Source organism: Rothia santali (genome assembly GCF_024199905.1).
Taxonomy (GTDB): domain Bacteria; phylum Actinomycetota; class Actinomycetes; order Actinomycetales; family Micrococcaceae; genus Rothia; species Rothia santali.
The window spans coordinates 54,064-75,067 of sequence record NZ_JANAFB010000015.1 but is presented as its reverse complement, the minus strand read 5'-3'; the positions used below and the strand labels follow the sequence as shown (position 1 = coordinate 75,067).

The window sequence follows — 21,004 nt, the reverse complement described above, 5'->3', positions numbered from 1 at the left end:
GGCGCTCACCGGCGACGGCGCGACGCTGTTCAACACCGGCGACGTCGGGTTCTGGATGTACATCGCCGCGGTGCTCAACCAGATCGGCGGGCTCGCGCTGGGCCTCCTGGTCCCGGCGCTCGCCGGCCTCCTCCCCCTCCGCCCGGCCCCGCGGGCCCGCCGCCCCCTCCCGAACCACAGCCCCTCCCATTCCGCAGAACGACGCAAGGAGAACCGCCACATGGCACAGCTCGACACCACCGTCCGCGACGGCATCGGCATCATCACCCTCAACAACCCGGACGCCCTCAACGCCTGGACCCAGAAGATGCAGCGCAGCATGATCGTGGCGCTGAAGGAGCTGGACGCGAACGACGACGTCGCCGGCATCGTCATCACCGGCGAGGGCGAGCGGGCCTTCTGCGCCGGCCAGGACCTCAAGGAGGTCGCCGCGTTCACCGAGGACCACGTCGAGGAGTGGCTGGACACCTTCCACCGGGTCTACGACGCCGTCCTGTCCACCACCAAGCCGGTCATCGCGGCGCTCAACGGCGTGACGGCCGGCTCCGGCTACCAGCTCGCCCTGCTGTGCGACCTGCGGATCGCCCACGACGGCGTGCGCATCGGCCAGCCCGAGGTCCGCTCCGGCATCCCGAGCATCACCGGCATGTACCTGACCTGGCAGTCCCTGGGCCACAGCAAGACCGCCGAGCTCATGCTCACCGGCCGCCTCATGGACGCCGAGGAGGCCCGCGGCCTCGGCCTGATCGCCGAGCTGCGCCCGCAGGCGGAGGTGCTGCCGCGGGCGATCGAGATCGCCTCGGAGCTCGCGGCCCTGCCCCGCCACGCCTTCACGCTCACCAAGCAGCGGATCCGCGAGACCCTGATGCCCGGCCTCGAGGACGCCTTCCGGGCGGCCCTCGCGGCGGACCAGAAGGCCTACGGCGACGGCGAGCCCCAGAAGACCGCCGGCGACTTCGTCGCGAAGAAGGGGGCCTGAGGCCGTGCGCGCCGAGCAGGAGACGAGCACCCCTGGGGCCGGGGCCACGCCGGGGCCCCGCACGCCGGGGCCCCGGACACTGACGGCCGACGCCGCCCCGCCTGAGGCCCACGACGCCGGGATCGCGGCCGCCGAGGCCGTGCTCCGCGGCCCCGGCCTCTCGGAGTCGCTGCGGCGGCTCGCGCAGGCGGAGCCGGACCGGCCCTACCTCAGGGACCGCCGGAGCGCGCTCACCGTCGCGGACCTGGACGCCCGGGTCGACGCCGCCGTCGCGCGCCTCCGCCAGGCCGGGCTCACCGCGGAGCACCGGGTCGGGCTGGCCCTGCCGGTCGGCGCGGACCACGTGGCGCTCATCTTCGCGCTGCTGCGGCTCGGTGCGCTGTGGCTGCCGCTGAACACCCGGCTCAAGGGGGAGCCGCTGCTGCACCAGCTGCGCGACTCCGGGGCCGACGTCGTGATCGCCGAGCGCGACGGCGAGCTGCTGGGCGAGCTGCCCGTCCTGTCCACGGAGCACCTCGCGCTGCCCGGCGGCTCGGGCGAGCCCCTGGCCCTGGCGCGGGGGCGGCGGGACGGCGGCCGGCGGCCCCGCGGCGCGAGGCCGTCCTGCTCATGTACACCTCCGGCACGACCGGCCCGCCCAAGGGCGTCCTGGTCACCGAGTCGATGCTCAAGGCGGCCGCGCTCGGCGCCCTCCAGGTCACGCAGCCGCGGGACGGCGACGTCTTCTACGTCTGGGAGCCGCTGTTCCACATCGGGGGAGCCCAGGTGGTGTTCCTGCCGCTGCTCCACCGGCTCGAGCTGGCGCTCGCCCCGCGCTTCAGCGCCTCGCGCTTCTGGGAGGACGTCCGGGACTTCGGGGTCACGCACATCCACTACCTCGGCGGGGTCCTGCAGATCCTGCTGCAGCGTCCCCCCACCGAGGCCGAGCGGGAGAACCGGGTCCGCGTGGCCTGGGGCGCGGGCGCGACGCCGGCGGTGCGGGAGGCGTGCGCCGGCAGGTTCGGCTTCGCCCTGAACGAGTGCTACGGGATGACGGAGACCTCCAGCATCGTCACGGTCAACCGGGACGACGCGGAGGGCGGCGTCGGGCGCCCGCTGCCCTGGTTCGAGGTCTCGATCGAGGCCACGGAGGGCAAGCCGCCCGGCCACGGGGAGATCCTCGTCGGCGAGCGGGTCCCGGGGCTGCTCACCGAGGGCTACCTGGGCAACCCCGAGGCGAGCCGGTCGGCCCGCTCCGGGGCGTGGTTCCGCACCGGGGACCACGGGCACCTCGACGCCGCCGGCGGCCTGCACTTCGACGGGCGCGGCAGCGACAGCATCCGCGTGCGCGGGGAGAACGTCTCGGCCTGGCAGGTCGAGGACGTCTTCGGGCTGCACCCCGACGTCGACCGCTGCGCCGTCGTCGGCGTCGAGGCCGAGGTGGGGGAGCAGGAGATGCTGCTGCTGGTGACCGCGGCGGGCGGCGCCCGCGTGGATGCGCGCGGGCTGCTGTCCTGGGGCACCGAGCGCCTGGCCGCCTTCCAGGTGCCCCGGTACGTCAAGGTCATCGACGAGATGCCGCTGACCCCGAGCCAGCGCATCGCCAAGCACCGGCTCTCCCGGGACCTCGAGGGGGCCGTCACGGCCGGCTGAACGGGGCCGTTCGGGCGCCCCGCACGACGACGCTGTCGCTCACTCCCCGTCGACCGCCGCGAAGGCGAGCACCAACCGGGCCCGCTCCAGCGGGTCGCCCAGGTCCCGCTCGAGCAGCCGCTCGGCCTCGCCGACCAGCCGCCGCAGGGTGTTCCGGTGGATCCCCAGCGCGCGCGCCGCCCGGTCCCACGAGCCGTTCTCCCGCAGCCAGGTGCGCAGGGCGCGGCGGACCTCGGCGTCGTCCTCGCCCACGGGGTCCAGCAGGAGGCGGGCCACGGCGGCGTCCGGGCCGAGGCTCCGCCGCGGCGGTCCACGCCCGGTCCAGCCCGCGCGGCCGGTGCCCCAGGACGTGCTCCCGACGTGCCGCGCGGTCCGCGCGAGCTCCTCGGCCTGGGCCATGGCGTCCGGGAGGTCGGCGAGCTCGTGCTCCTCGCTCGTCGCGAGGCACCAGCCGAGCTGGGCCGCGGTCCGCAGCGCGGCCGGGCCGGGCGGCGTCGTGGTGTAGGCCCGCAGCCGGTCCCGCCGGTGGTCCACGAAGGGGTGCGCAGCAGCCGGCGCAGCCAGCCCGTCTCCGCTGCGGCGACCGCCGCGGGCGCCGCCGGGTGGTGAACGGCGACGGTCGCGTAGGCCGTGCGGGACCGCCGGTCCCCGAGCGAGCTGGCGAGCAGGCCCGCGAACCGGGAGGACTCGTGGCGCACCGCCGCAGCGGGGGCCGCGTCGGTCAGCAGGTGCATCGTCAGCTGGTCGAGCGAGGCCGACTGCTCGGTCGGCAGGCTCATGACCAGCCGCAGCAGGTTGGCCGCCAGCAGCAGCGTCGCGTGGTCCGCGACCGTGACCCGGGGCTCGCGGGCCACCGCCAGGATCGAGGGAGCCCCGGCGTCCCCGGCCCGCGCCCTGGCCCCGCCCTCGACGTCGACCGCGAGGACCTCGCACTCGGCGCCCCCGGCCGCCAGCACCGTGCGCACCGTGGGCGGGTCCCCGCGGCGCCGCCGGTGCCGCACGCCCGCGAGCCGGCCGTCCAGGGCCTCCATCACCTCGGCGGGGACGACGCCGTCCGGCACGCGCCCCGCCCCGGAGGTCTCCCCGCCCTCCCGCAGGAGCGCCCACCCGGATCCCGAGCGCCCCAGGACGGCGAGGATCTGCTGGGCGGGCCGGTGCTGGAGCGCCGCACGGGTCAGCTGCCGGGCCGCGACGTTCATTCTCGACAGCGCGCGGGTGCGCTCGGACTCCAGGGCCCGGTTGATGTGGGCCGTGACCTGGCCGAAGGACACCTCGGGAGGCAGCGACATGAGCGGCAGCCCGGCGTCGTCGCAGGCGGCGGCGAGGGCGGGCGGGACGGCGTCGAACACCGGCTCCAGGCCCAGGACCAGTGCCGCGGCGCCGGCCTCCAGGATGTTCGCGACGTAGCCCGGCAGCGCCGCGTCCTCGGGCAGCCCCATGCCGGTGATCAGCAGCAGGTCCCCGCGCATGATGTAGGGGCCGGGCTCCGCGAGGTCGATCACGACCGGGGCGCAGACGCGGACCTCCCGGACCTCCTCGTCCCGGACGGGATCCGGACGGCCGGGGGAGGGGCGCGGGGCGCACAGCCGCACCGCGTAGTCGGCGGCGTCGAGCAGCAGGGCCAGGGGTACGCTGGCGCGCTCGAAGGCCGCGGGGGCGTCGGGGCTCATGGGTTCGGCGTCTCCTCGAGGCGATTCATCCTGGATCGGAGCAATATTGAGACGGTTCTACCATAGGGCAGGCATTCATGCCGTGGTGAGATGTCCCCAGTCCTGAAGCCCGTGTGGCGCCGGTCACCGGCGGCCGCGGTCAGCGACCCAACCCTGGAGGAACCTTGATTCTCGACTACATCGTCATCGCCGCCTACGTGGTGGGCATCCTCGGCGTCGGCTACTGGGGGATGCGGCGCTCCCGCTCCAAGAGCGACTACCTCGTGGCCGGGCGCCGCCTGGGCGGCTTCATGTACTCCGGCGCGATGTCGGCCATCGTCCTCGGCGGCGCGTCCACCGTGGGCGGGATCGGGCTGGGCTACGAGTACGGGCTCTCCGGCGCGTGGCTCGTCGTCGCGATCGGCCTCGGCATCCTGGTGCTCAGCGCCTTCTTCGCCAAGCGGATCGTCAAGCTCAAGGTCTTCACCGTGACCGAGATGCTGGACCTGCGCTACGGCGGGTCCTCCGGGCTGATCTCGGGCATCGTGATGTTCCTCTACACCCTGATGCTCGTGGTGACCTCCACGCTGGCCTACGCGACCATCTTCCACGTGCTGTTCGGCGTGCCCAACATCGTGGGCGTGCTCATCGGCGGATCGATCGTGGTCGTCTACTCCGTGATGGGCGGCATGTGGTCGATCACGCTGACCGACATCGTCCAGTTCGTTATCAAGACCATCGGCATCCTGTTCCTGCTGCTGCCGATCGCGATCGCCCACGCCGGCGGGTTCGGCGCGATGCGCGACCGCCTGGGCGAGTCCTTCTACTCGCCGCTGTCCATCGGCGGGGCCACGATCGTCACCTACATCGTCGTCTACACCCTCGGCCTGCTCATCGGCCAGGACATCTGGCAGCGCGTGGTCACGGCCCGCACCCCGCGGGTCGCGAAGTGGAGCGGCATCAGCTCGGGCGTCTACTGCGTCGTCTACGCGATCGCCGGCGCCCTGATCGGCATGGCCGCCCGCGTGGTCTTCCCCGACCTGGCCCTGCGCGACGACGCCTTCGCGACGATCGCCCAGGAGCTGCTGCCCCCGGGCGTCCGCGGCCTGGTGCTCGCGGCCGCGCTCTCGGCCATGATGTCCACGGCCAGCGGCGCCCTGATCGCCTCGGCCACGGTCTTCAGCTCGGACATCCTGCCGCGCTTCAGCAAGCGCCTGCGCACCGCGGCCGAGGCCACCGAGGCCGACGCCGCCGCGGCGGGCGAGCCGGACGGGCACGGTGAGAGCCTGCGCGGCTACCGCATCTCCGTCTTCGCGCTGGGCGCCCTGGCGATGCTGCTGGCGGCGGTGGTCACCGACGTCGTCGCGGCCCTGACGGTCGCCTACGACATCCTGGTCGGCGGGCTGCTCATCGCGATCCTCGGCGGGCTGGTCTGGCGGCGCGGCACCCGGGCCGGGGCGCTGAGCAGCATGGTGGTCGGCACCGTCGTCGTCATCGTCTCGATGATGGTCTGGGGCGTGCTGGCCAACGAGCCGATCTACTACAGCCTCGCGGCCAGCCTGGTCACCTACGTGGCGGTCAGCCTCGTGACCAAGCCGACCGACCGGGTGGTCCTGGACGAGTGGAACCGCCGGCTCCGGCTGGACGACCGGACGGCCGTCAACGACGTCGTCTACGCCGCCCGCCCGAGCGTCACCATCAGCCAGGGAGAGAAGTAGATGAACCGCCCCCTCGTGGTCTTCACCGACCAGACCGACCTCGACTGCCGCCCCGGCATGGACCTGCTCCGCGACGCCGGCTGCGACACGCTCCTCGCGGACCTGCCGACCGAGCCGCTCGCCGAGCGGCCCCTCCCGGCCGGCGCGGAGCGGGCCGTGGCGCTGGTGGTCGGGTACGCCCGGATCGACGACGCCGTCCTGGACCTGATGCCCCGGGTGCGCTGCATCGCGACCATGAGCGCCGGGACCGACATGGTCGACCTCGCCGCGGCGCGGCGCCGCGGCGTCTGGGTCGGCAACCTCGTGGACGCGGCCACCGAGGAGGTGGCCGTGCACGCGCTGTCGCTGATGCTGTGCCTCGAGCGGCGGCTGGTGGAGGGCCGGGAGACCGTGGCCGCGGGCGGCTGGACCGAGGACCTGCCGGTGGTGCCCCGGGGCACCGCGGGGCTGACCCTGGGCCTGTTCGGCTGCGGGCGCATCGCCCGGCGGCTCGGCGAGCTCGCCCGGCCGCTGGTGGCCCGCGTCGTCGCCCACGACCCGTTCGTCACGACGCCGCCGGACGGCGTCGAGCTGGTCGACCGGGAGGCGCTGCTGGCGGAGTCGGACGTCCTCTCCCTGCACCTGCCGCTCACCCCGGAGACCGCGGGGACGATGGACCGCGCGGCCTTCGCCGCCCTGCGCCCGGGCGCGGTGCTGATCAACCCCTCGCGCGGCGAGCTGGTCGACCCGGACGCGCTGCGGGAGGCGCTCGACGCCGGATGAGACCCCCGGCATTTCGGGGTGCGGGCGGCGGCGGTTAAGCTGATGGGTGGCGCCGGCGGTCCTCAGCGACCGGACCCGTGCCCTCCTTCCTCCGAAAGGCCCACCGCATGTCCGCACCCGATCCCCGCGAGACCGCCGTGGAGCTGCGCGCGCTCCAGGGGCCCGTGCTGCTCCGGGCCGTCCTGTGCCTCGCCTTCGGCCTCCTGACCGTGTTCTGGCAGCCCTCCGACCACTGGAGCTGGGAAGACCCCAGCCTGACCGCGGTGATCTGGGTCAGCGGCATCTTCATGATGCTGCACGGGATCGTGCTGATCTACCTCCAGCGCAGCCTCAACGAGCACGTGCACCACCGCCCGGGCGCCGAGCGCTCCGCGGTGCAGTCCTTCGCCCTCATGCTCCTGCTGGGCGGGGTGCTGGCCGTGAGCTTCGCCCGCGACGAGGCGCAGCTGGTGCTCGTGGTCGGGCTGGTCTACTCCATCGCGGGGCTGACCGAGCTGCTCATGGGCTTCCGCGGGACCGGCCGCTCGGCGATGGCCAAGGACTGGAAGCTGGCCGGCGGCATCACGCTGCTCACGGGCGCCGCGCTGTTCGTGCTCGGCGAGCTGGGCGCCAAGGCGATCTTCGGCGTGCTGGGCGGGGGAGCCCTCATCACCGGCGTCTTCCAGCTCCTCGCCGCCCTGAGCTTCCGGCACGACGCCGCGAGCCTCGAGCGCCGCTCCGACCCCTGACCGGCGGCCGGGCCGGTTTGCCCCGCCGCGTAGAATGAACCTGTACCGATCTTCGAGGAGGAGACCTCCGTGGCACACCGCCCCAAGCGTGGACTGAAAGCCGACATCAAGGGCCCGCTGATCATCGCGGCCGTCCTCGGCGTGGTCGCCTTCGTGGGCGTCTCGGTCTTCGGGGCCGGCGGCACCGACAACGCGGCGCCCTTCCGGCTCGCGCTCTCCGCCGCGGGTGGGGTCTTCGTGGTCACGCTGGTCGTCTGCGCGACCCTCATCATCGTGGAGAAGCCCAACGACGAGGACCTCGGGCAGGGCACCGGCGTCAACCGCCGCTCCGCCGACCTCTACGCCGAGGCCCGGGAGCGGAAGCGGGCGCGCGAGCGCGCCGAGGCGCAGGGCTCCGGGAACGCCGGGAACGACGCCGGGGGCTCGGCCGCCGGCTCGGATCAGGCCAAGCCGCAGGACGAGGAGCCGCGCTACGGGCAGCGCGCCCGCCCGGAGGACCACAACTAGGCGAGCTGGCCTCCTCAGCAGGCAGGCGGGCGGACCGCTCGAGCACGCGTGGCCGGATGGTCGCATCCTGCTGGCCGGACGGCCGCATCCTGCGCGTCGGGCGGACCTGGCGGACGCATCTGCCGAGTGCCGTCCGCCCGGGTGCGTCCGCCTAGCTGCGCACCAGCCGCGAGATGGCCGCCGTGGCCTCCGCGATCTTCTCCCGCAGGACCTCGGCGTCCCCGCCCTCGGCGGCCGCGGCGGCCACGCAGTGCCCCAGGTGCTCCTCGAGCAGCCCCACCGAGACAGCGTGCAGCGCCTTGTTGACGGCCGAGACCTGCGTCAGAATGTCGATGCAGTACTTGTCCTCCTCGACCATCCGGGCGATCCCCCGGACCTGGCCCTCGATGCGGCGCAGCCGCTTGAGGTAGGCGTCCTTCTGGTGCGTGTACCCGTGCGGCGGCGCCGGGGCGCCGGCGGGCGCGGCGGCCCGACCTTCCGCGGCGGTGGCCTCCGCGTCCGGCGCGGCGTCGTGGTCGGTCATGGCGACGTGGTCGCTCGCGGCGCGGTGGTCGGTCGAGGGGGCGGCGTCGGCGGTCTGCGGGGTCTCGTCCATACCCCGAATTATACCCGGTGGGGGTATATCACACCAGGGGGCGACGGCGCCACCCCGCCTCGGCGGGTCGCGGACTGTGAGATATCACCCCGCCCCTCGCCAAAAGGCACGGCTGCTGATGGATTCCCGATAGATTGGGGACCATGGCTTCACACATCGAGGACTACGCCCTGCTCTCCGACATGAGCACGGCCGCGCTCGTCTCCCGGGAGGGCTCCGTGGACTGGTTCTGCGCCCCCCGCTTCGACTCGGAGGCGTCCTTCGCGGCGCTCCTGGGGGACGAGAACCACGGGCGCTGGCTCCTCGCCCCCGTCGACTCGCTCGGGGCCGACGCCGCCCCCGAGGAGGAGGACTTCTCGCTGACCGAGGAGATCTCGGCCGACGAGGAGCCCTACGCGCGCGTCGTCGAGCGCTTCTACGGAGAGAACTCCTTCGTCCTACACACGGTGTGGACCACGCACGCCGGGTCGGTGCGCGTCACGGACTTCATGCCCCTCATGGGGCGCACGGAGATCGTGCGGCGCGTCGAGGGGCTGGCGGGCGAGGTCACCATGCACCAGGACCTGCGGATGCGGTTCAACTACGGCCGCACCCGGCCCTGGTCGACCCGCTACGAGGGCGCCCCGGACCCGGCGACGGGGTACCCCGACCCCGACGACGGCATGGTCGTCGCGCTGGCCGGACCCGACGCGCTGGTCTTCCGCGGCGACTCCCTCCCCGAGCCCACCGACTCCCCCGAGGGCACGCTGACCTGGGACTTCACGATCTCCTCCGGTCAGGTGCGCGACTACACGCTCACCTACTTCGCCTCCCACCGCAACCCGCCGGCCCCGCTGGACATCCACGACGCCCTGAACCGCACCGTGGCCCACTGGAGCGAGTGGTCGGACCAGTACCAGGACCCCTCGCTGCCCGTTCCCGCGAGCACCGGGTCCATCCCGGCGGCGACCTCCGCGTTCAGCGCCGTCGAGGCCACCGGGCCCGCGTCCGGGGCCATCCCGCTGGGCACCGCGCCCGCGGGCCAGGCCGAGGAGGAGGACCCCCGCCTGGCCGTCTACCGCGAGGCGCGGGTCCGCTCCCTGCTGGTGATCCGCGCCCTCATGAACCGCGAGACGGGCGGGCTGATCGCGGCCCCCACGACGTCGCTGCCCGAGGTCGTGGGCGGGGAGCGGAACTGGGACCACCGGTTCTGCTGGCTGCGCGACGTCGCGCACGCCGTCGAGGTCGCGGTCGAGCACGGGCACGAGCGCGAGGCCGCGCAGCTGCGCAACTGGCTGCTGCGCGCGATCGCCAACGACCCCTCCGACCTGCACAACGTCTACGGCCTCTCGGGGGAGAGCGACGACTTCGAGCGCCACGTGGACTTCCTCCCCGGCTACGAGGGCTCGCGCCCGGTGCGCCGGGGCAGCGGCCCCGCCTCGCAGCTGCAGGGCGACGCGATGGGCCGGCTGATGACCACCTTCGAGCGCCTGCGCCGCCTCGGGTTCGCGGAGGACCACCTGTCCTGGCCCATCCAGCAGGCGCTGCTGCGCTCGGCGATCGAGCACGTGGGCGAGGAGGACCAGGGCATCTGGGAGATGCACGGCGAGACCCACGTCTACACCCACTCCCAGGTCATGATCTGGGCCGCGCTGGACGCGGGGGTGCGCGCGGTGCAGATCCACGGGATGCCCGGCGACGCCGAGGCGTGGTCCGCGGCCCGGGACCGGCTCGCGGACCAGATCTGGTCCCACGGCTACAGCGCGGAGCTGAACTCCTTTGTGCAGGTCTACGGCGGGGACACGGTCGACGCCTCGCTGCTGCACATCGCGCAGGTGGGCTTCGTGGCCCACGACGACCCGCGCATGCTCGGCACCGCGGAGCGGATCGAGCGGGAGCTCGGCGCGGGCGAGGGCCTGATCTACCGCTACCGCAACGCGGACGGCCTGGACGGCATCGAGGGGCAGGACAACCCGCACCTCGGCTCCTCGCTGTGGCTCGCGGAGCAGCACATCCGCGCGGGCCGCGTGGAGCACGGCCGGGCCATCCTCGACGCCGTGCTGGAGCGGGCCAACGACGTCGGGCTCCTCTCGACCGAGTACTCCGTGCGGTACGGGCGCATGACGGGGAACTTCCCGCAGTCGCTGGCGCACATCGCGCTGGTCTCGGCGGTGGACGCGCTGCTGTAGCGGGATACGGCGGGCCCGCGGGCGTGACGCCGACGCCCGCCGGAGGGGACCGCCTCACCCTCCCCGAGGAGCTTCGAGAGAGGAGCGCCGCCCATGACCCGCCCCGACGTCCCGCACGCCACCGAGCCCCGCGACGTCCTCCGCGCCCCCGAGCCCCGCGACGCCGCGACCCTGCACGCCCTCTTCGACGACCCCGAGATCATGCGGTTCGTCGGCGACGGCTCCGTGAAGGACCTCGCCTACTACGAGGGCTTCGTGCGCCGGCAGGCGGAGGCCTTCCGCGCCGAGGGCGTGTGCCTCTTCCTCGTGGAGCACGACGGCGCCCCGGCCGGCTTCGTCGGCGCCCAGCGCTGGCGCCTGCCCTGGGGCCCCGAGGGCGAGATGGAAGTCGGCTGGCGGCTCGGCCGCGCGTTCAGGGGCCGGGGGATCGCGACGTCGGCCGGCCGGCGGGTCCTGGAGCGGCTCCGGTCAGCGGGACACGCCTCGGCCGTGGCCCTGATCGACGACGGCAACGCCGCCTCGATCCGGGTGGCCGAGCGCCTCGGGATGCGGCTCGGCGCCCGGCACGAGGTCGAGGGCTCGCAGCTGGCCGCCGACGCCGACCCCTCCCGCCCCGGGCGCATGGTCCTGGAGTACCGGATCGGGCTCTGAGCGGGCGCGGCCCGGTCCCGGCCGGGCGTCTCGTCCTACCGCCCCAGCCCGGCCCCCATCAGCCCGGTCAGCGGCCTGCGCGCCAGGTACAGCGCCCCGCCGAGGACCAGCGCGCCGAAGCCCACGAGCGAGAAGTATGCCGCGCCGTCGATCTTCGTGAACAGCTGCCCGAGCAGGCCCGAGAGCGAGGAGCCCAGGGCCAGGGTCAGGAAGTTCAGTCCCACCATCTGCGCGCGGAAGGCACCGGGCCCGATCCGCGTGGCCAGGGCGAGGCCGATCGGCCCGACCATGACCTCGGAGGATCCCGCCGCGGCCATGAACAGCAGGATCAGGGCCAGCGGGATGAAGGCGTCGCCGGTCGACTGGGAGACGATCAGCAGGAAGACGTAGGCGCAGCCGATCTGGATCAGGCCGATCGCCACCTTGGTGGCCGGGCGCGGCTGGCGGTCCCCCATGAGGTTCCACAGCTTGGCGATCACCGGGGTGATGAGCACGCCGGCCAGCGGGCTCATGGTCGTGATCCAGGCGACCGGGAACGTCCAGTCTCCGATCTGCAGGTCGATCCGCTCGACCACCAGGATCGAGATGGCCGTGAACTTCTGGAAGAGGAAGCCGAAGTAGATGCCCGAGGCGAGGAAGATCGGCAGGAAGCCGAGCACCCGGCGCCGCTCGTCCGGGGTGACCGCGCGCGACGTCGTCATGGTCAGGAAGTATGCCGCGGCGGCGATGAGTGCCAGGACGGTCACCACGGTCGAGAGGTTGGCCGCGCGCAGCAGGCCGGTGGCCGATGCCGCGGCGATCGCGCCGACGCCCAGGAGCGCGACGAGCGCGACCAGCGGCAGCCGCCGGCGCGGCAGCGGGTTGTTGACCACGAGCGCGCGGGCGGGCAGCTTCCGCATCGAGGCGATGAACTGGACCAGGGCCGCGGCCATGCCGATCGCGGCGAGCCCGAAGCCGAGGTGGAAGCCGTACTCGTTCTGCGCGAACCCGGTGGTCAGCGGGCCGACCACGGCACCGATGTTGATGGCCATGTAGAAGTAGGAGAAGCCGACGTCGCGCTGGCGCTGCGAGCCGCCCTCCAGGACGAAGCCGACGATCGAGGTGATGTTGGTCTTCAGCGCCCCGGTGCCCAGGACGATCAGCACCAGGCCCACGGCCAGTCCGCCGAACCCGGGGCCGAAGGCCAGTACGAGGTGGCCGGCGGTGATGATCACGGCCCCGCTGAGCACCATGGTGCGCGGGGTGAGCAGGCGGTCGCCGAGCCACGCCCCGATCACCTGGGACAGGTACACCGAGCCGCCGTAGGCGCCGACGATCCCGGCCGCGGCGGCCGGCTCGACCTCGAGCCCGCCCTGCGCCAGCGAGTACAGCAGGTAGAAGGAGAGGATCCCCTGCAGCCCGTAGAAGGAGTAGCGCTCCCAGAGCTCGGTGAAGGCCATGCTCCACACGCCGCGGGGGAGACGCGGCGATCCCCCCGGGCGGTCTTCCGCGGGGGGATCGGTGGGGGCGGCCGGGGCCGTCGCGGGGGGGGGGCGCGCCGGGCAGGGCGGGGCGCGGTGCCGTCGCCGGGCGTGCGAGCGGTGCGCTCGCCGGGCGTGCGACGGCCCGGGGGCCCGGGGGGATCGGTGCGATGGGGTGGTGTGTTCATTCGGTGAGTCCTGCGAGTCGTGACCCGATGCGGGCGATGATGGATGTCTTCTCGGAGCGCCTCGCCTCCTCCCAGGAATCGGCGGCGCCGAATAGACGATACATCCCGTGGACCCCCGCCCAGCGCACGGGCTCCGGCTCCCAGCGCCCCGAGGAGTGGTCGTTCCACGGCAGGCGGGTCAGCGCCGTGGCGCGGCCGGCGACCCGGTCGAGCAGGGTCCGGGCGGCCACGTTGGTCGCGGTGACTCCGTGACCGGCGTAACCCCGCACGGAGCCGATCCGCGTGCGCTCGTCGTAGTGGACGCCCGCGCACCAGTCGCGGGTCACGCCGATGACGCCTCGCCAGGCGTGGGCCACCGGCATCTCGACACCGGGGAAGAACAGTTCCAGCCGCTCCCGCAGCATCCGCACGGTCCGGGGGTCGACGACGCCGTCCCCCGGCGTCCCCGAGCCGAACGCGTAGGGGGAGCCGCGCCCGCCGATCGCGATCCGCCCGTCGGCCGTGCGCTGGGCGTAGACGAAGGCGTGGGCGGCGTCGTTGAGGCACTCCAGCCCCTCCCAGCCGATGCGGTCCCACGCCCGCTCGGGGAGGGGCTCGGTGGCGATCATGGCGGAATTCACCGGGATGACCTCGCGCGGCCCGAGCCCGGGCACGGGCCCGGCGATCGAGCCCGCGTAGGCCTCGGCGCAGACGATGACGGTCCGGGCGCGGACGGGTCCGCGGCGGGTCGTCACGACGCCGGGGTCCACGCGCGCGACCTCGGCCCCCTCGCACAGCCGCACCCCGCGCCGGGCCGCGGCCTCCGCGAGGCCCCGGGTCAGTCGGGCCGGGTCCACCCGGGCCGTGCGGGTGGTGAGCCGGCCGCCCACCGCGGGCACGACGTCGATCCGCTCGCGCACCTCCGCGGCGTCGAGCAGGCGCTGGTCCGACTCCTCGTAGCCGTGCTCGAGGTCGGCGCGGTGGGAGGCGCGGATGCGCTCCATCCCCGCGCGGGTCGTGGCGACCTGGAGCTGGCCGCCGCGGTGCTGGGCGGCGTCGATCCCCTCGCGCTCCAGGACGGCGAGCGTCTCGTCGATGCCGTGGAACATCTCCCGCTGGAAGGCTCGGACGGACTCCCGGCCATCGCGGCCCCGGGCCTCCTCGGCCCGGGCGTAGACGGCGCGGTTGCCGGGGATCAGGGTCGAGAGCCAGCCGCCGTTGCGCCCCGAGGCGCCGTAGCCGATCCGCCTCGCCTCGAGGACGCAGATCGACCACTCGGGGTGCTCGAGCGCCGCGTAGTAGGCGGTCCAGAGTCCGGTCAGCCCGCCGCCGACGACGACGAGGTCCTGGACCTCGTCGGGGCGGGGGAGCGGCGCGCCGGGCGAGAACGCGACGTTGTTGGAGAACGCGACGCCGCCCGGCGGCCCGAGGCGGTCCATCCAGTGGGAGATCCTGCCGTTGGCGTACGAGGCCACGGGCCTCCTCCTCTCGGACGGGCGGGGCGAAGGCCCCGCGCACACGCGACGGGCCGGCGCATGGCGTCCGTCGCTGGTGAGGACAACACTATGCGCCGGCCCGGTATCCGTGCAGCTCATCGGCCGCCGCCGGCAGCGGTGCGGCGACTCAATCCGCCGCACCGCCGCCGGCCGCGGCGATCCGCGGAGTCAGCCGCGGTCCCGCCTCACGCGCGCAGCCACAGGGTCGCCTCGCCCGGCACGACGTCGTCGGCCTCCCGCGCCGCGCTGGCCACCAGGACCTCGCCGCGCAGCGACTCCGGCAGCGCGTAGGGCTCCCGGCCGAAGTTGGTGACGCAGGCCCAGCCGTTGGGGCGACGGAAGGCGAGCACCTGCGCGGCCCCGGTCTCGACCCACTCCAGCCGCTCCTCGGTCTGCAGCTCGCTGCGCAGGGCGAGCGCCGTCCGGTAGAGGCTCAGGGTGGAGGCCGGGTCGCTCTCCTCGCGCTCGACCGAGCTCTCCGCGAACCATTCCGGCTGCGGAATATGCGCGGCCCCGCCGAAGCCGAGGGACTCGCCCTCGGCGCTCCACGGCAGGGGCACGCGGCAGCCGTCCCGGCCCACGCTCACGCCGGGGCTGCGGAAGTAGGTCGGATCCTGGCGGTCCTCGTCGGCGATGTCCGCGACCTCGTGCAGGCCCAGCTCCTCGCCCTGGTACAGGTAGGCGCTGCCGGGCAGGGCCAGCTCGAACAGCGTCGCCGCCCGGGCTCGGCGCAGGCCCCGCTCGGCCTGGAGCTCGGGCTCGCGGCCGCCGTTCAGCAGCCAGGTGGTGCCGGTCTTCTGCGTCGCGTCGGACTCGGCGGGCAGGCTGCCGTCCTCCGCGCGGCGGGCGGGCTCCGGCGGGAGGCCGTAGCGGGTCGCGTGGCGCACGACGTCGTGGTTGGAGAGCACCCACGTGGTCGAGGAGCCGGAGCGCTCGGCGAGCTCCAGGTTGGAGGTCACGATCTCCCGGAACGGGCCGGCCTCGAAGGGGGCGCCCAGCAGGTCGAAGTTGAAGGCCTGGCCCAGGCCCTCCGGGCTCGCGTAGGCGGGGCGGCGGTCGGTGGCCACCCAGGCCTCGGCGACGGCGATCCGCGGCGGGTCGTACTCGTCGAAGACCCGGCGCCACTCGGCGTAGATCTCGTGGACGTCGTCGCGGTCCCACACGGGGTGGTTGCCGTCCACCGGGAGCGCGTCCAGCTCGGCCTGGGTGGGCAGGTTCTCGGGCAGGTCCTTGCTCAGGCCGTGGGCGACGTCGACCCGGAAGCCGTCCACGCCCCGGTCCGACCAGAAGCGCAGGGTCCTCAGGAAGTCCTCCCGGACCTCCGGGTTGTGCCAGTTCAGGTCCGGCTGCTCGCGGGCGAAGAAGTGGTGGTACCACTGGCCGTCGCCCACCGGCTCCCAGGCGGGGCCGCCGAAGCCGGAGGTCCAGTCCGAGGGCGGCTGCGCGCCGTCGGGGCCCAGGCCGTCGCGGAAGATGTAGCGGTCCCGGGCGGCCGAGCCCTTCGGCGCGGCCAGCGCCTCCCGGAACCACTCGTGGCGGTCCGAGGTGTGGTTGGGGACGATGTCCACGATCAGCTTGATGCCCGCGGCGTGCAGGGCGGCGGTCATCTCGTCGAAGTCGGCGAGCGTGCCGATCTTGGGGTCGACGTCGCGGTAGTCGTCGACGTCGTACCCGCCGTCGGCCAGCGCCGAGGGGTAGAAGGGGCTCAGCCAGACGGCGTCGATCCCCAGCTCCCGCAGGTACGGGACCCGGGAGGTCACGCCCTTCAGGTCGCCGATGCCGTTGCCGTCGGCGTCGGCGAAGGAGCGGGGGTAGATCTGGTAGACGGCGGCCTGACGCCACCACTCGGCGTCGGAGCGGGTGGCCGCGGCCTGCGGGGCGGTGCTCAGGGTTGCTTCGGCGGTCATGCTGTCCTCTCGGTTCGGGGTGTCACGGGGAAATCTCGGGGTGCTCGGGGGGCGCGGCCTACTTGATCGCGCCCTGCGTCAGGCCGGACATGACCCAGCGCTGGGACAGGACGTAGGCGAAGATCGCGGGCACGATCGCCAGCAGGTAGGAGGCGAAGGAGACGTGGTAGTTGTTGCTGAACTGGTCCTGGAAGACCTGCTGGATGACCGGCAGGGTCTGCAGCGCCGGGTCAGCGATGATCATGGACGGCATCATGAAGTCGTTCCAGCCCTTGAGCATCGCGAAGATGCCCACCGTAGCCGCCATGGGCATCATCAGCGGGAAGACCACGGTCCAGAAGGTCCGCCAGGTCGAGGCGCCGTCGATCCTGGCGCTCTCCTCCAGCTCCTCCGGCAGCGAGCGGAGGAACGCGGTGAACAGCAGGACGCTGAAGGACATCTGGAACATGATGTGCAGCAGCACGACGCCGCCCGGGTTGGCGAGCCCGACCATGCCGGTCAGCTTCACCTGCGAGAGCGCGAGCACCGGGAACGGCAGGAACATCGCGGCCAGCAGGTAGAAGAAGGACCAGCGGAAGAGCCGGCGGTTCCAGTTCCGCGAGATGGCGTAGGAGGCCATGGCGCTGAGCAGCACGGTGCCCACGGTCGCGCTGGCGGTGACGACCAGCGAGATCGCGAAGGAGCGGGGGAAGCTGGTCAGCGTCCAGGCCTGCTGGAAGCCCTCGATGCTCCAGGGGGAGGGCAGCGCGAACGCCTGGCCCTGGACCGCCTGCGCCTCGGTCTTGAAGGCCATGGACACGGCCACCACGAACGGCAGGAGCACGACGCAGGCGCCGAGGACCAGCAGGATCGTGACGATCCACGTCCGGGCCGGGGAGCTGCGGCGCCGCGTCGGGCGGACCTGCTCCGAGGAGGCGAGGGGTTCCCGGGAGGAGGCGGGGTCGTCGCCGCCGGGAGTGTCGAGAGTGGTCTGCATCGTCATCAGAACCGTGCCCTTCCGCGCGTGACGCGCAGCTGGATGAGTGCGATCGCGAGGGTGATCAGGAAGAAGATGGTCGAGTTGGCCATCTGGTAGGCGTAGTCGCCGCGCTCGAAGCCGCGGAAGATCGCCATCGCCACGGAGACCGTGGAGGTGCCCGGGCCGCCGTCGGTGAGCCCCACGACGATCTCGTAGGTGCTGAGGAAGTCCTTGAAGCCGATGATCATGTTGATCAGCACGTAGCCCGAGACCAGCGGGAGGGTGATGTGGCGGAACTGCTGCCAGGGGCGGGCGCCGTCGATCGCGGAGGCCTCGTAGACGTCCCGGGGGATGGTCATCAGCCCGGCGATGTAGATCAGCATGGCCGGGGGTGCCGCCTGGAACGCCGTGACCAGCACGATCGTGACCCAGGCGAGGCTCGGGTTGGAGACCAGCGACTCCTCGAGCGGGCCGATCCCCAGCGCCGTCGCCGCCGCGGGGAGGCTGTTGGCGAAGATGAAGCGGAAGACGAAGGCGATGATGATCCCGGAGACCACCATGGGCAGCACGAAGATGGTCCGCAGGGCGGTCTTGCCCTTGATCTTGCTCGTCAGGCCCAGGGCCAGGGCCAGCGCGACCACGTTGACCAGGACGACCGAGCACAGCGCGACGCCGATCGTGAAGCCGTAGGCCCGCAGGATCGCCGGGTCGCTGAAGATCACGGCGTAGTTGGTGAAGCCGATGACGTTGAACTCCCCGAACCCCACCGAGTCGGTGAAGCTGAAGAAGATCCCCATGACGGCCGGGAGCGTGATGCTCAGCGTGAAGAGCGCGAGGACCGGCAGCAGGAAGAGGTAGAAGACGCCCTCGACCTTCCGCCGTCCCCGGCCGCGGCCGGGGTTCACCCGCGAGCCGTCGGCCCGCGTGGTGGCGATCTGTTCGGTTGCTGTTGACATGGAAGTGGTCCTTGCCTGTCGGCGGGGATCCTCGGCGATCCCCGCGGGGGCGGTGGTGGGTCCTACTGGCGCCGGGCGAGGCGCGCCCAGTCCTCGTCGAGGGTGCGCAGCATGCCCTCGACGCTGTCGCCGGTCATGACGCCCTGGACGTAGTTCTCGTAGAGGATGGTGCGGGGGATCGAGACCGAGGCGCCCTGGTAGAACGCGGCGCGGTCCACGTACCCCTGGAGGTCGTTCATCCGCGGGTCAGCGATGGGCGGGGAGTCGTTGCGCACCCCGAAGCCGAGGTTGGCCTGGTTGTACTCGTCCGCGAGCTCCGGGGTGATGAGGAAGTCCAGCAGCTCCCGGGCGGCGTCGGGGTGGGGGATGCTCTCCGGGATCCAGAGGGCGAGGTCCAGGTTGACGCGGATCTTGCGGTCCGCCGGGTCCTCGGTCATGGGCAGCGGGAAGACGCCGATGCGGGCGTCCGGGTTGATCGTGTCGATCTCCGTCAGCGCCCAGGGGCCCTGGAAGTACATCGCGGCGTCGCCCTGGGCGAAGGCCACGTTGCCGTCCCCGTACTTGCGGCTCGCGGCGTTGGAGTTGGCGAAGGAGTGGATCTCCAGGGCCCGCTCGAAGGGCTCGCGGAAGGCATGGGAGAAGGAGACCTCGGCGTCGGGGCCCGCGGCGTCGCCCTGGCCGCGGAGGCGCTCGAAGAAGCCGGCGACGTCGAGCATCCCGCCGATCGCGTAGTCGGTGACGCCCTGCGCGAGCGTCCAGGCGTCCCCGGAGGTCTGGTAGATCGGGGTGACGCCCGCGTCCCGCAGGGTCCCGCACAGCTCGAGGAACTCGGAGTAGGTGGTGGGCACCTCCAGCCCGTGCCGCTCGAAGACCTCCTGGTTGTACAGCACGCCCGAGCCCATGATCGAGTACGGGATCACGCTGGTGCGCCCGGGGTAGGTGGGGTACTGGTCCACCAGGTCCTGCACGGCCGGGCGGATGTCGGCCTTCTCGGCGAGGTCGGAGAGGTCGGAGAGCTCGCCGCGCTCCTGGAAGCGGGACATCTCGAAGTTGTAGTTGTAGGCGCCCAGGGCGGGCGGGGTGCTCCGGGCGAACTGCGCGGAGAGGCTGCCCGGCGTCGTGTCGTGGATGACGCGGATGCGGCCGCTGTGGGCCTCGTTGAACTCCGAGACGAGGCCGCGGAAGAAGTCGATGGCCTCGCGCTTGTTCTGGTAGAGCGTGATCTCCTGCGCGCCGCCGGCGCCGCCGCCCGCCCCGCAGCCGCTCAGCCCGGCGGCCAGCGCCCCCAGGGCGCCGCCGCCCAGCAGGGCGCGGCGGGTGAGCCGGTGAGCGTCGTCGCTCGCCTCTCGTCGCATGGGACCTCCGTATGACGTGGGACACATAACTATCTGTCGGAACTAAATATAAGCACTAAATGTAGTCTGCGCAATAATGAGTCGGAGACGACGTCACAAGGAGCCCCATGGTCACCGCGCACGCCCGGAGCGAGAGCAGCTCCTCCCAGTACCTCCGCCGCATGAACGCCCGGAAGGTGCTCGACTACATGTGGCGGGGGCGGCCCGCGACGGCCACCGAGCTGATGGAGGCCACCGGCCTGACGCGCTCCACGGTGCTCGCCCTGTGCAAGGACCTCGCCGAGCAGGGGTGGCTCGAGGCGCTGCAGAACGCCCGGGAGGTGGGCTCCTACTCCAAGGGACGCCCCGCCCTGCGCTACGCCTTCCGGCCGGGCGCGCTCTTCGTGGTCGGCGTCGACTCCGGGCCGCACCGCGTGAGCGCCGCCGTCGCCGACCTGCGGGGCGAGGAGCTCGCGCGCGCCGAGCGGGAGTTCGGCCACGAGGAGGTGGGCGGCGAGGAGCGCCGCGGCGAGATCCTCGCGGCCGTCGACGCCGCCCTGGCCGAGGCGGGGGTGCCGGCCGAGGGCGTCGGGGCGATGGTGATCGGGGTCCCGGCCCCGGTCGACGCCGAGGGTCGCTCGCCCGAGGGCCTCAACGAGTTCTGGACGCTGATGAACCCGGAGCTGAGCACCCTCGGCCTCGAGCGCGGCTGGCCGACGGCGATCGAGAACGACGCCAACCTGGCCGCCCTCGCCGAGCTGCACCGCGACCCGGCCGCCCGGGAGAGCTCGCTCGCGGCGCTGCTCTCTGGGGAGCGCTTCGGCGCCGGCCTGGTGCTCAACGGGGAGCTGCTCCGCCAGCCCCGGGGCGGCGCGGGCGAGATGGGGATGCTCGAGCTCGTGGAGGGCGTGGGCTCCGCGGAGGGCCTCGCGGCCTGGGCGCGCCGGCTCGCGCGGGAGGCGGTCGAGCGCGGGGAGCGGACCGTCCTGGCGGACCGCGCTCCGGGGGAGATCCGCGCCAAGCACGTCTTCGACGCCGCCGCGGCGGGCGACGCGGTGGCCGCCGGCGTCGTCGAGCGCCTCGCGGACATCCTGGCGCGGGTCTGCGTCGCGCTGGCCGGGCCGCTGGACCTGGACCGCATCGTGGTCTCGGGCGGCATCGCGCCCGCGGCCGGCGAGCTGGTGCGCGCGGCTCGCGAGCGGATCGCGGGGTACCTCTACGCGCCGTGGCTCGAGGTGCAGGTCTCCGAGCTGGGGGCCGACGCCGTGCGGGTCGGCGCGGTCCACGGCGCGGTCGAGATGGTGCGCGCCGGCGCGCTGGACGAGCGGCCCTAGGCG

At 73.3% G+C, this 21,004-nt stretch carries 17 protein-coding genes and 2 pseudogenes; 10 read left to right on the top strand and 9 right to left on the bottom strand.

Features of this window, described 5'->3' with window-relative positions:
* From NBM05_RS07845 to NBM05_RS15660, 3 genes and pseudogenes are all read left to right on the top strand, one after another.
* The coding region (locus tag NBM05_RS07845; protein ID WP_254166346.1) for an enoyl-CoA hydratase/isomerase family protein at nt 1–979 on the top strand (979 nt) is incomplete at its 5' end.
* Between the two features lie 4 nt (nt 980–983).
* Nucleotides 984–1,436: pseudogene (locus NBM05_RS15890) on the top strand (AMP-binding protein); the annotation flags it as partial.
* Nucleotides 1,361–2,611, top strand: a complete 1,251-nt coding sequence (locus NBM05_RS15660; protein ID WP_309248140.1) for an AMP-binding protein — start codon at nt 1,361–1,363, stop codon at nt 2,609–2,611. The pseudogene NBM05_RS15890 and the gene NBM05_RS15660, both read left to right, overlap by 76 nt.
* A 39-nt stretch (nt 2,612–2,650) precedes the next feature.
* On the opposite strand, the gene NBM05_RS07835 is transcribed toward NBM05_RS15660, so the two are convergent.
* Nucleotides 2,651–3,145, bottom strand: coding sequence for a helix-turn-helix domain-containing protein (locus NBM05_RS07835; protein ID WP_254166342.1), 495 nt, complete (start codon nt 3,143–3,145; stop codon nt 2,651–2,653).
* 755 nt (nt 3,146–3,900) lie between these two features.
* A pseudogene (locus tag NBM05_RS15885) lies at nt 3,901–4,080 on the bottom strand (PucR family transcriptional regulator ligand-binding domain-containing protein); the annotation flags it as partial.
* A 365-nt stretch (nt 4,081–4,445) separates the two neighbouring features.
* On the opposite strand from NBM05_RS15885, the gene NBM05_RS07825 reads away from it, so the two are divergent.
* The 4 genes from NBM05_RS07825 (at nt 4,446) to NBM05_RS07810 (ending at nt 7,975) form a co-directional block, all read left to right on the top strand.
* Nucleotides 4,446–5,978 (top strand): sodium:solute symporter family protein, encoded by a 1,533-nt coding sequence (locus NBM05_RS07825; RefSeq protein ID WP_254166338.1) that lies wholly within the window; start codon nt 4,446–4,448, stop codon nt 5,976–5,978.
* Nucleotides 5,979–6,740: an NAD(P)-dependent oxidoreductase gene (locus NBM05_RS07820; protein ID WP_254166336.1), complete on the top strand. Its 762-nt coding sequence runs from the start codon at nt 5,979–5,981 to the stop codon at nt 6,738–6,740.
* A gap of 107 nt (nt 6,741–6,847) precedes the next feature.
* Nucleotides 6,848–7,468 (top strand): hypothetical protein, encoded by a 621-nt coding sequence (locus tag NBM05_RS07815; RefSeq protein WP_254166334.1) that lies wholly within the window; start codon nt 6,848–6,850, stop codon nt 7,466–7,468.
* A gap of 69 nt (nt 7,469–7,537) precedes the next feature.
* Entirely contained in the window at nt 7,538–7,975 is a 438-nt protein-coding gene (locus NBM05_RS07810) for a hypothetical protein (RefSeq protein ID WP_254166333.1), read from the top strand.
* A gap of 151 nt (nt 7,976–8,126) precedes the next feature.
* Here the strand turns inward: NBM05_RS07810 and NBM05_RS07805 are convergent, their stop codons facing one another.
* Nucleotides 8,127–8,498 carry a metal-sensitive transcriptional regulator gene (locus NBM05_RS07805; protein ID WP_254166356.1) on the bottom strand — a complete coding sequence of 124 codons (372 nt, stop codon included), beginning with the start codon at nt 8,496–8,498 and terminating at the stop codon, nt 8,127–8,129.
* Between the two features lie 215 nt (nt 8,499–8,713).
* Here NBM05_RS07805 and NBM05_RS07800 point away from each other — a divergent pair, with 215 nt between their 5' ends.
* Nucleotides 8,714–10,738, top strand: coding sequence for a glycoside hydrolase family 15 protein (locus NBM05_RS07800; protein WP_254166332.1), 2,025 nt, complete (start codon nt 8,714–8,716; stop codon nt 10,736–10,738).
* Nucleotides 10,739–10,831: 93 nt separating this feature from the next.
* Nucleotides 10,832–11,389, top strand: coding sequence for a GNAT family N-acetyltransferase (locus tag NBM05_RS07795; protein WP_254166331.1), 558 nt, complete (start codon nt 10,832–10,834; stop codon nt 11,387–11,389).
* Between the two features lie 35 nt (nt 11,390–11,424).
* On the opposite strand, the gene NBM05_RS07790 is transcribed toward NBM05_RS07795, so the two are convergent.
* From NBM05_RS07790 to NBM05_RS07765, 6 genes are all read right to left on the bottom strand, one after another.
* Complete coding sequence (locus NBM05_RS07790) at nt 11,425–12,837, bottom strand: peptide MFS transporter (RefSeq protein WP_309248138.1); 1,413 nt, start codon at nt 12,835–12,837, stop codon at nt 11,425–11,427.
* Nucleotides 12,838–13,033: 196 nt separating this feature from the next.
* Nucleotides 13,034–14,491 (bottom strand): NAD(P)/FAD-dependent oxidoreductase, encoded by a 1,458-nt coding sequence (locus tag NBM05_RS07785; RefSeq protein ID WP_254166329.1) that lies wholly within the window; start codon nt 14,489–14,491, stop codon nt 13,034–13,036.
* Nucleotides 14,492–14,697: 206 nt separating this feature from the next.
* Complete coding sequence (locus tag NBM05_RS07780; protein WP_254166328.1) at nt 14,698–16,419, bottom strand: glycoside hydrolase family 13 protein; 1,722 nt, start codon at nt 16,417–16,419, stop codon at nt 14,698–14,700.
* 58 nt (nt 16,420–16,477) lie between these two features.
* Nucleotides 16,478–17,401, bottom strand: a complete 924-nt coding sequence (locus tag NBM05_RS07775; protein WP_373689310.1) for a carbohydrate ABC transporter permease — start codon at nt 17,399–17,401, stop codon at nt 16,478–16,480.
* Complete coding sequence (locus NBM05_RS07770) at nt 17,401–18,333, bottom strand: carbohydrate ABC transporter permease (protein WP_254166325.1); 933 nt, start codon at nt 18,331–18,333, stop codon at nt 17,401–17,403. Before NBM05_RS07770 ends, NBM05_RS07775 begins: the two co-directional genes overlap by 1 nt.
* Nucleotides 18,334–18,395: 62 nt before the next feature.
* Complete coding sequence (locus NBM05_RS07765) at nt 18,396–19,688, bottom strand: ABC transporter substrate-binding protein (RefSeq protein ID WP_254166324.1); 1,293 nt, start codon at nt 19,686–19,688, stop codon at nt 18,396–18,398.
* A gap of 107 nt (nt 19,689–19,795) precedes the next feature.
* Here NBM05_RS07765 and NBM05_RS07760 point away from each other — a divergent pair, with 107 nt between their 5' ends.
* Nucleotides 19,796–21,001: an ROK family transcriptional regulator gene (locus tag NBM05_RS07760; protein ID WP_254166323.1), complete on the top strand. Its 1,206-nt coding sequence runs from the start codon at nt 19,796–19,798 to the stop codon at nt 20,999–21,001.
* The last annotated feature ends 3 nt before the right edge of the window (nt 21,002–21,004 follow it).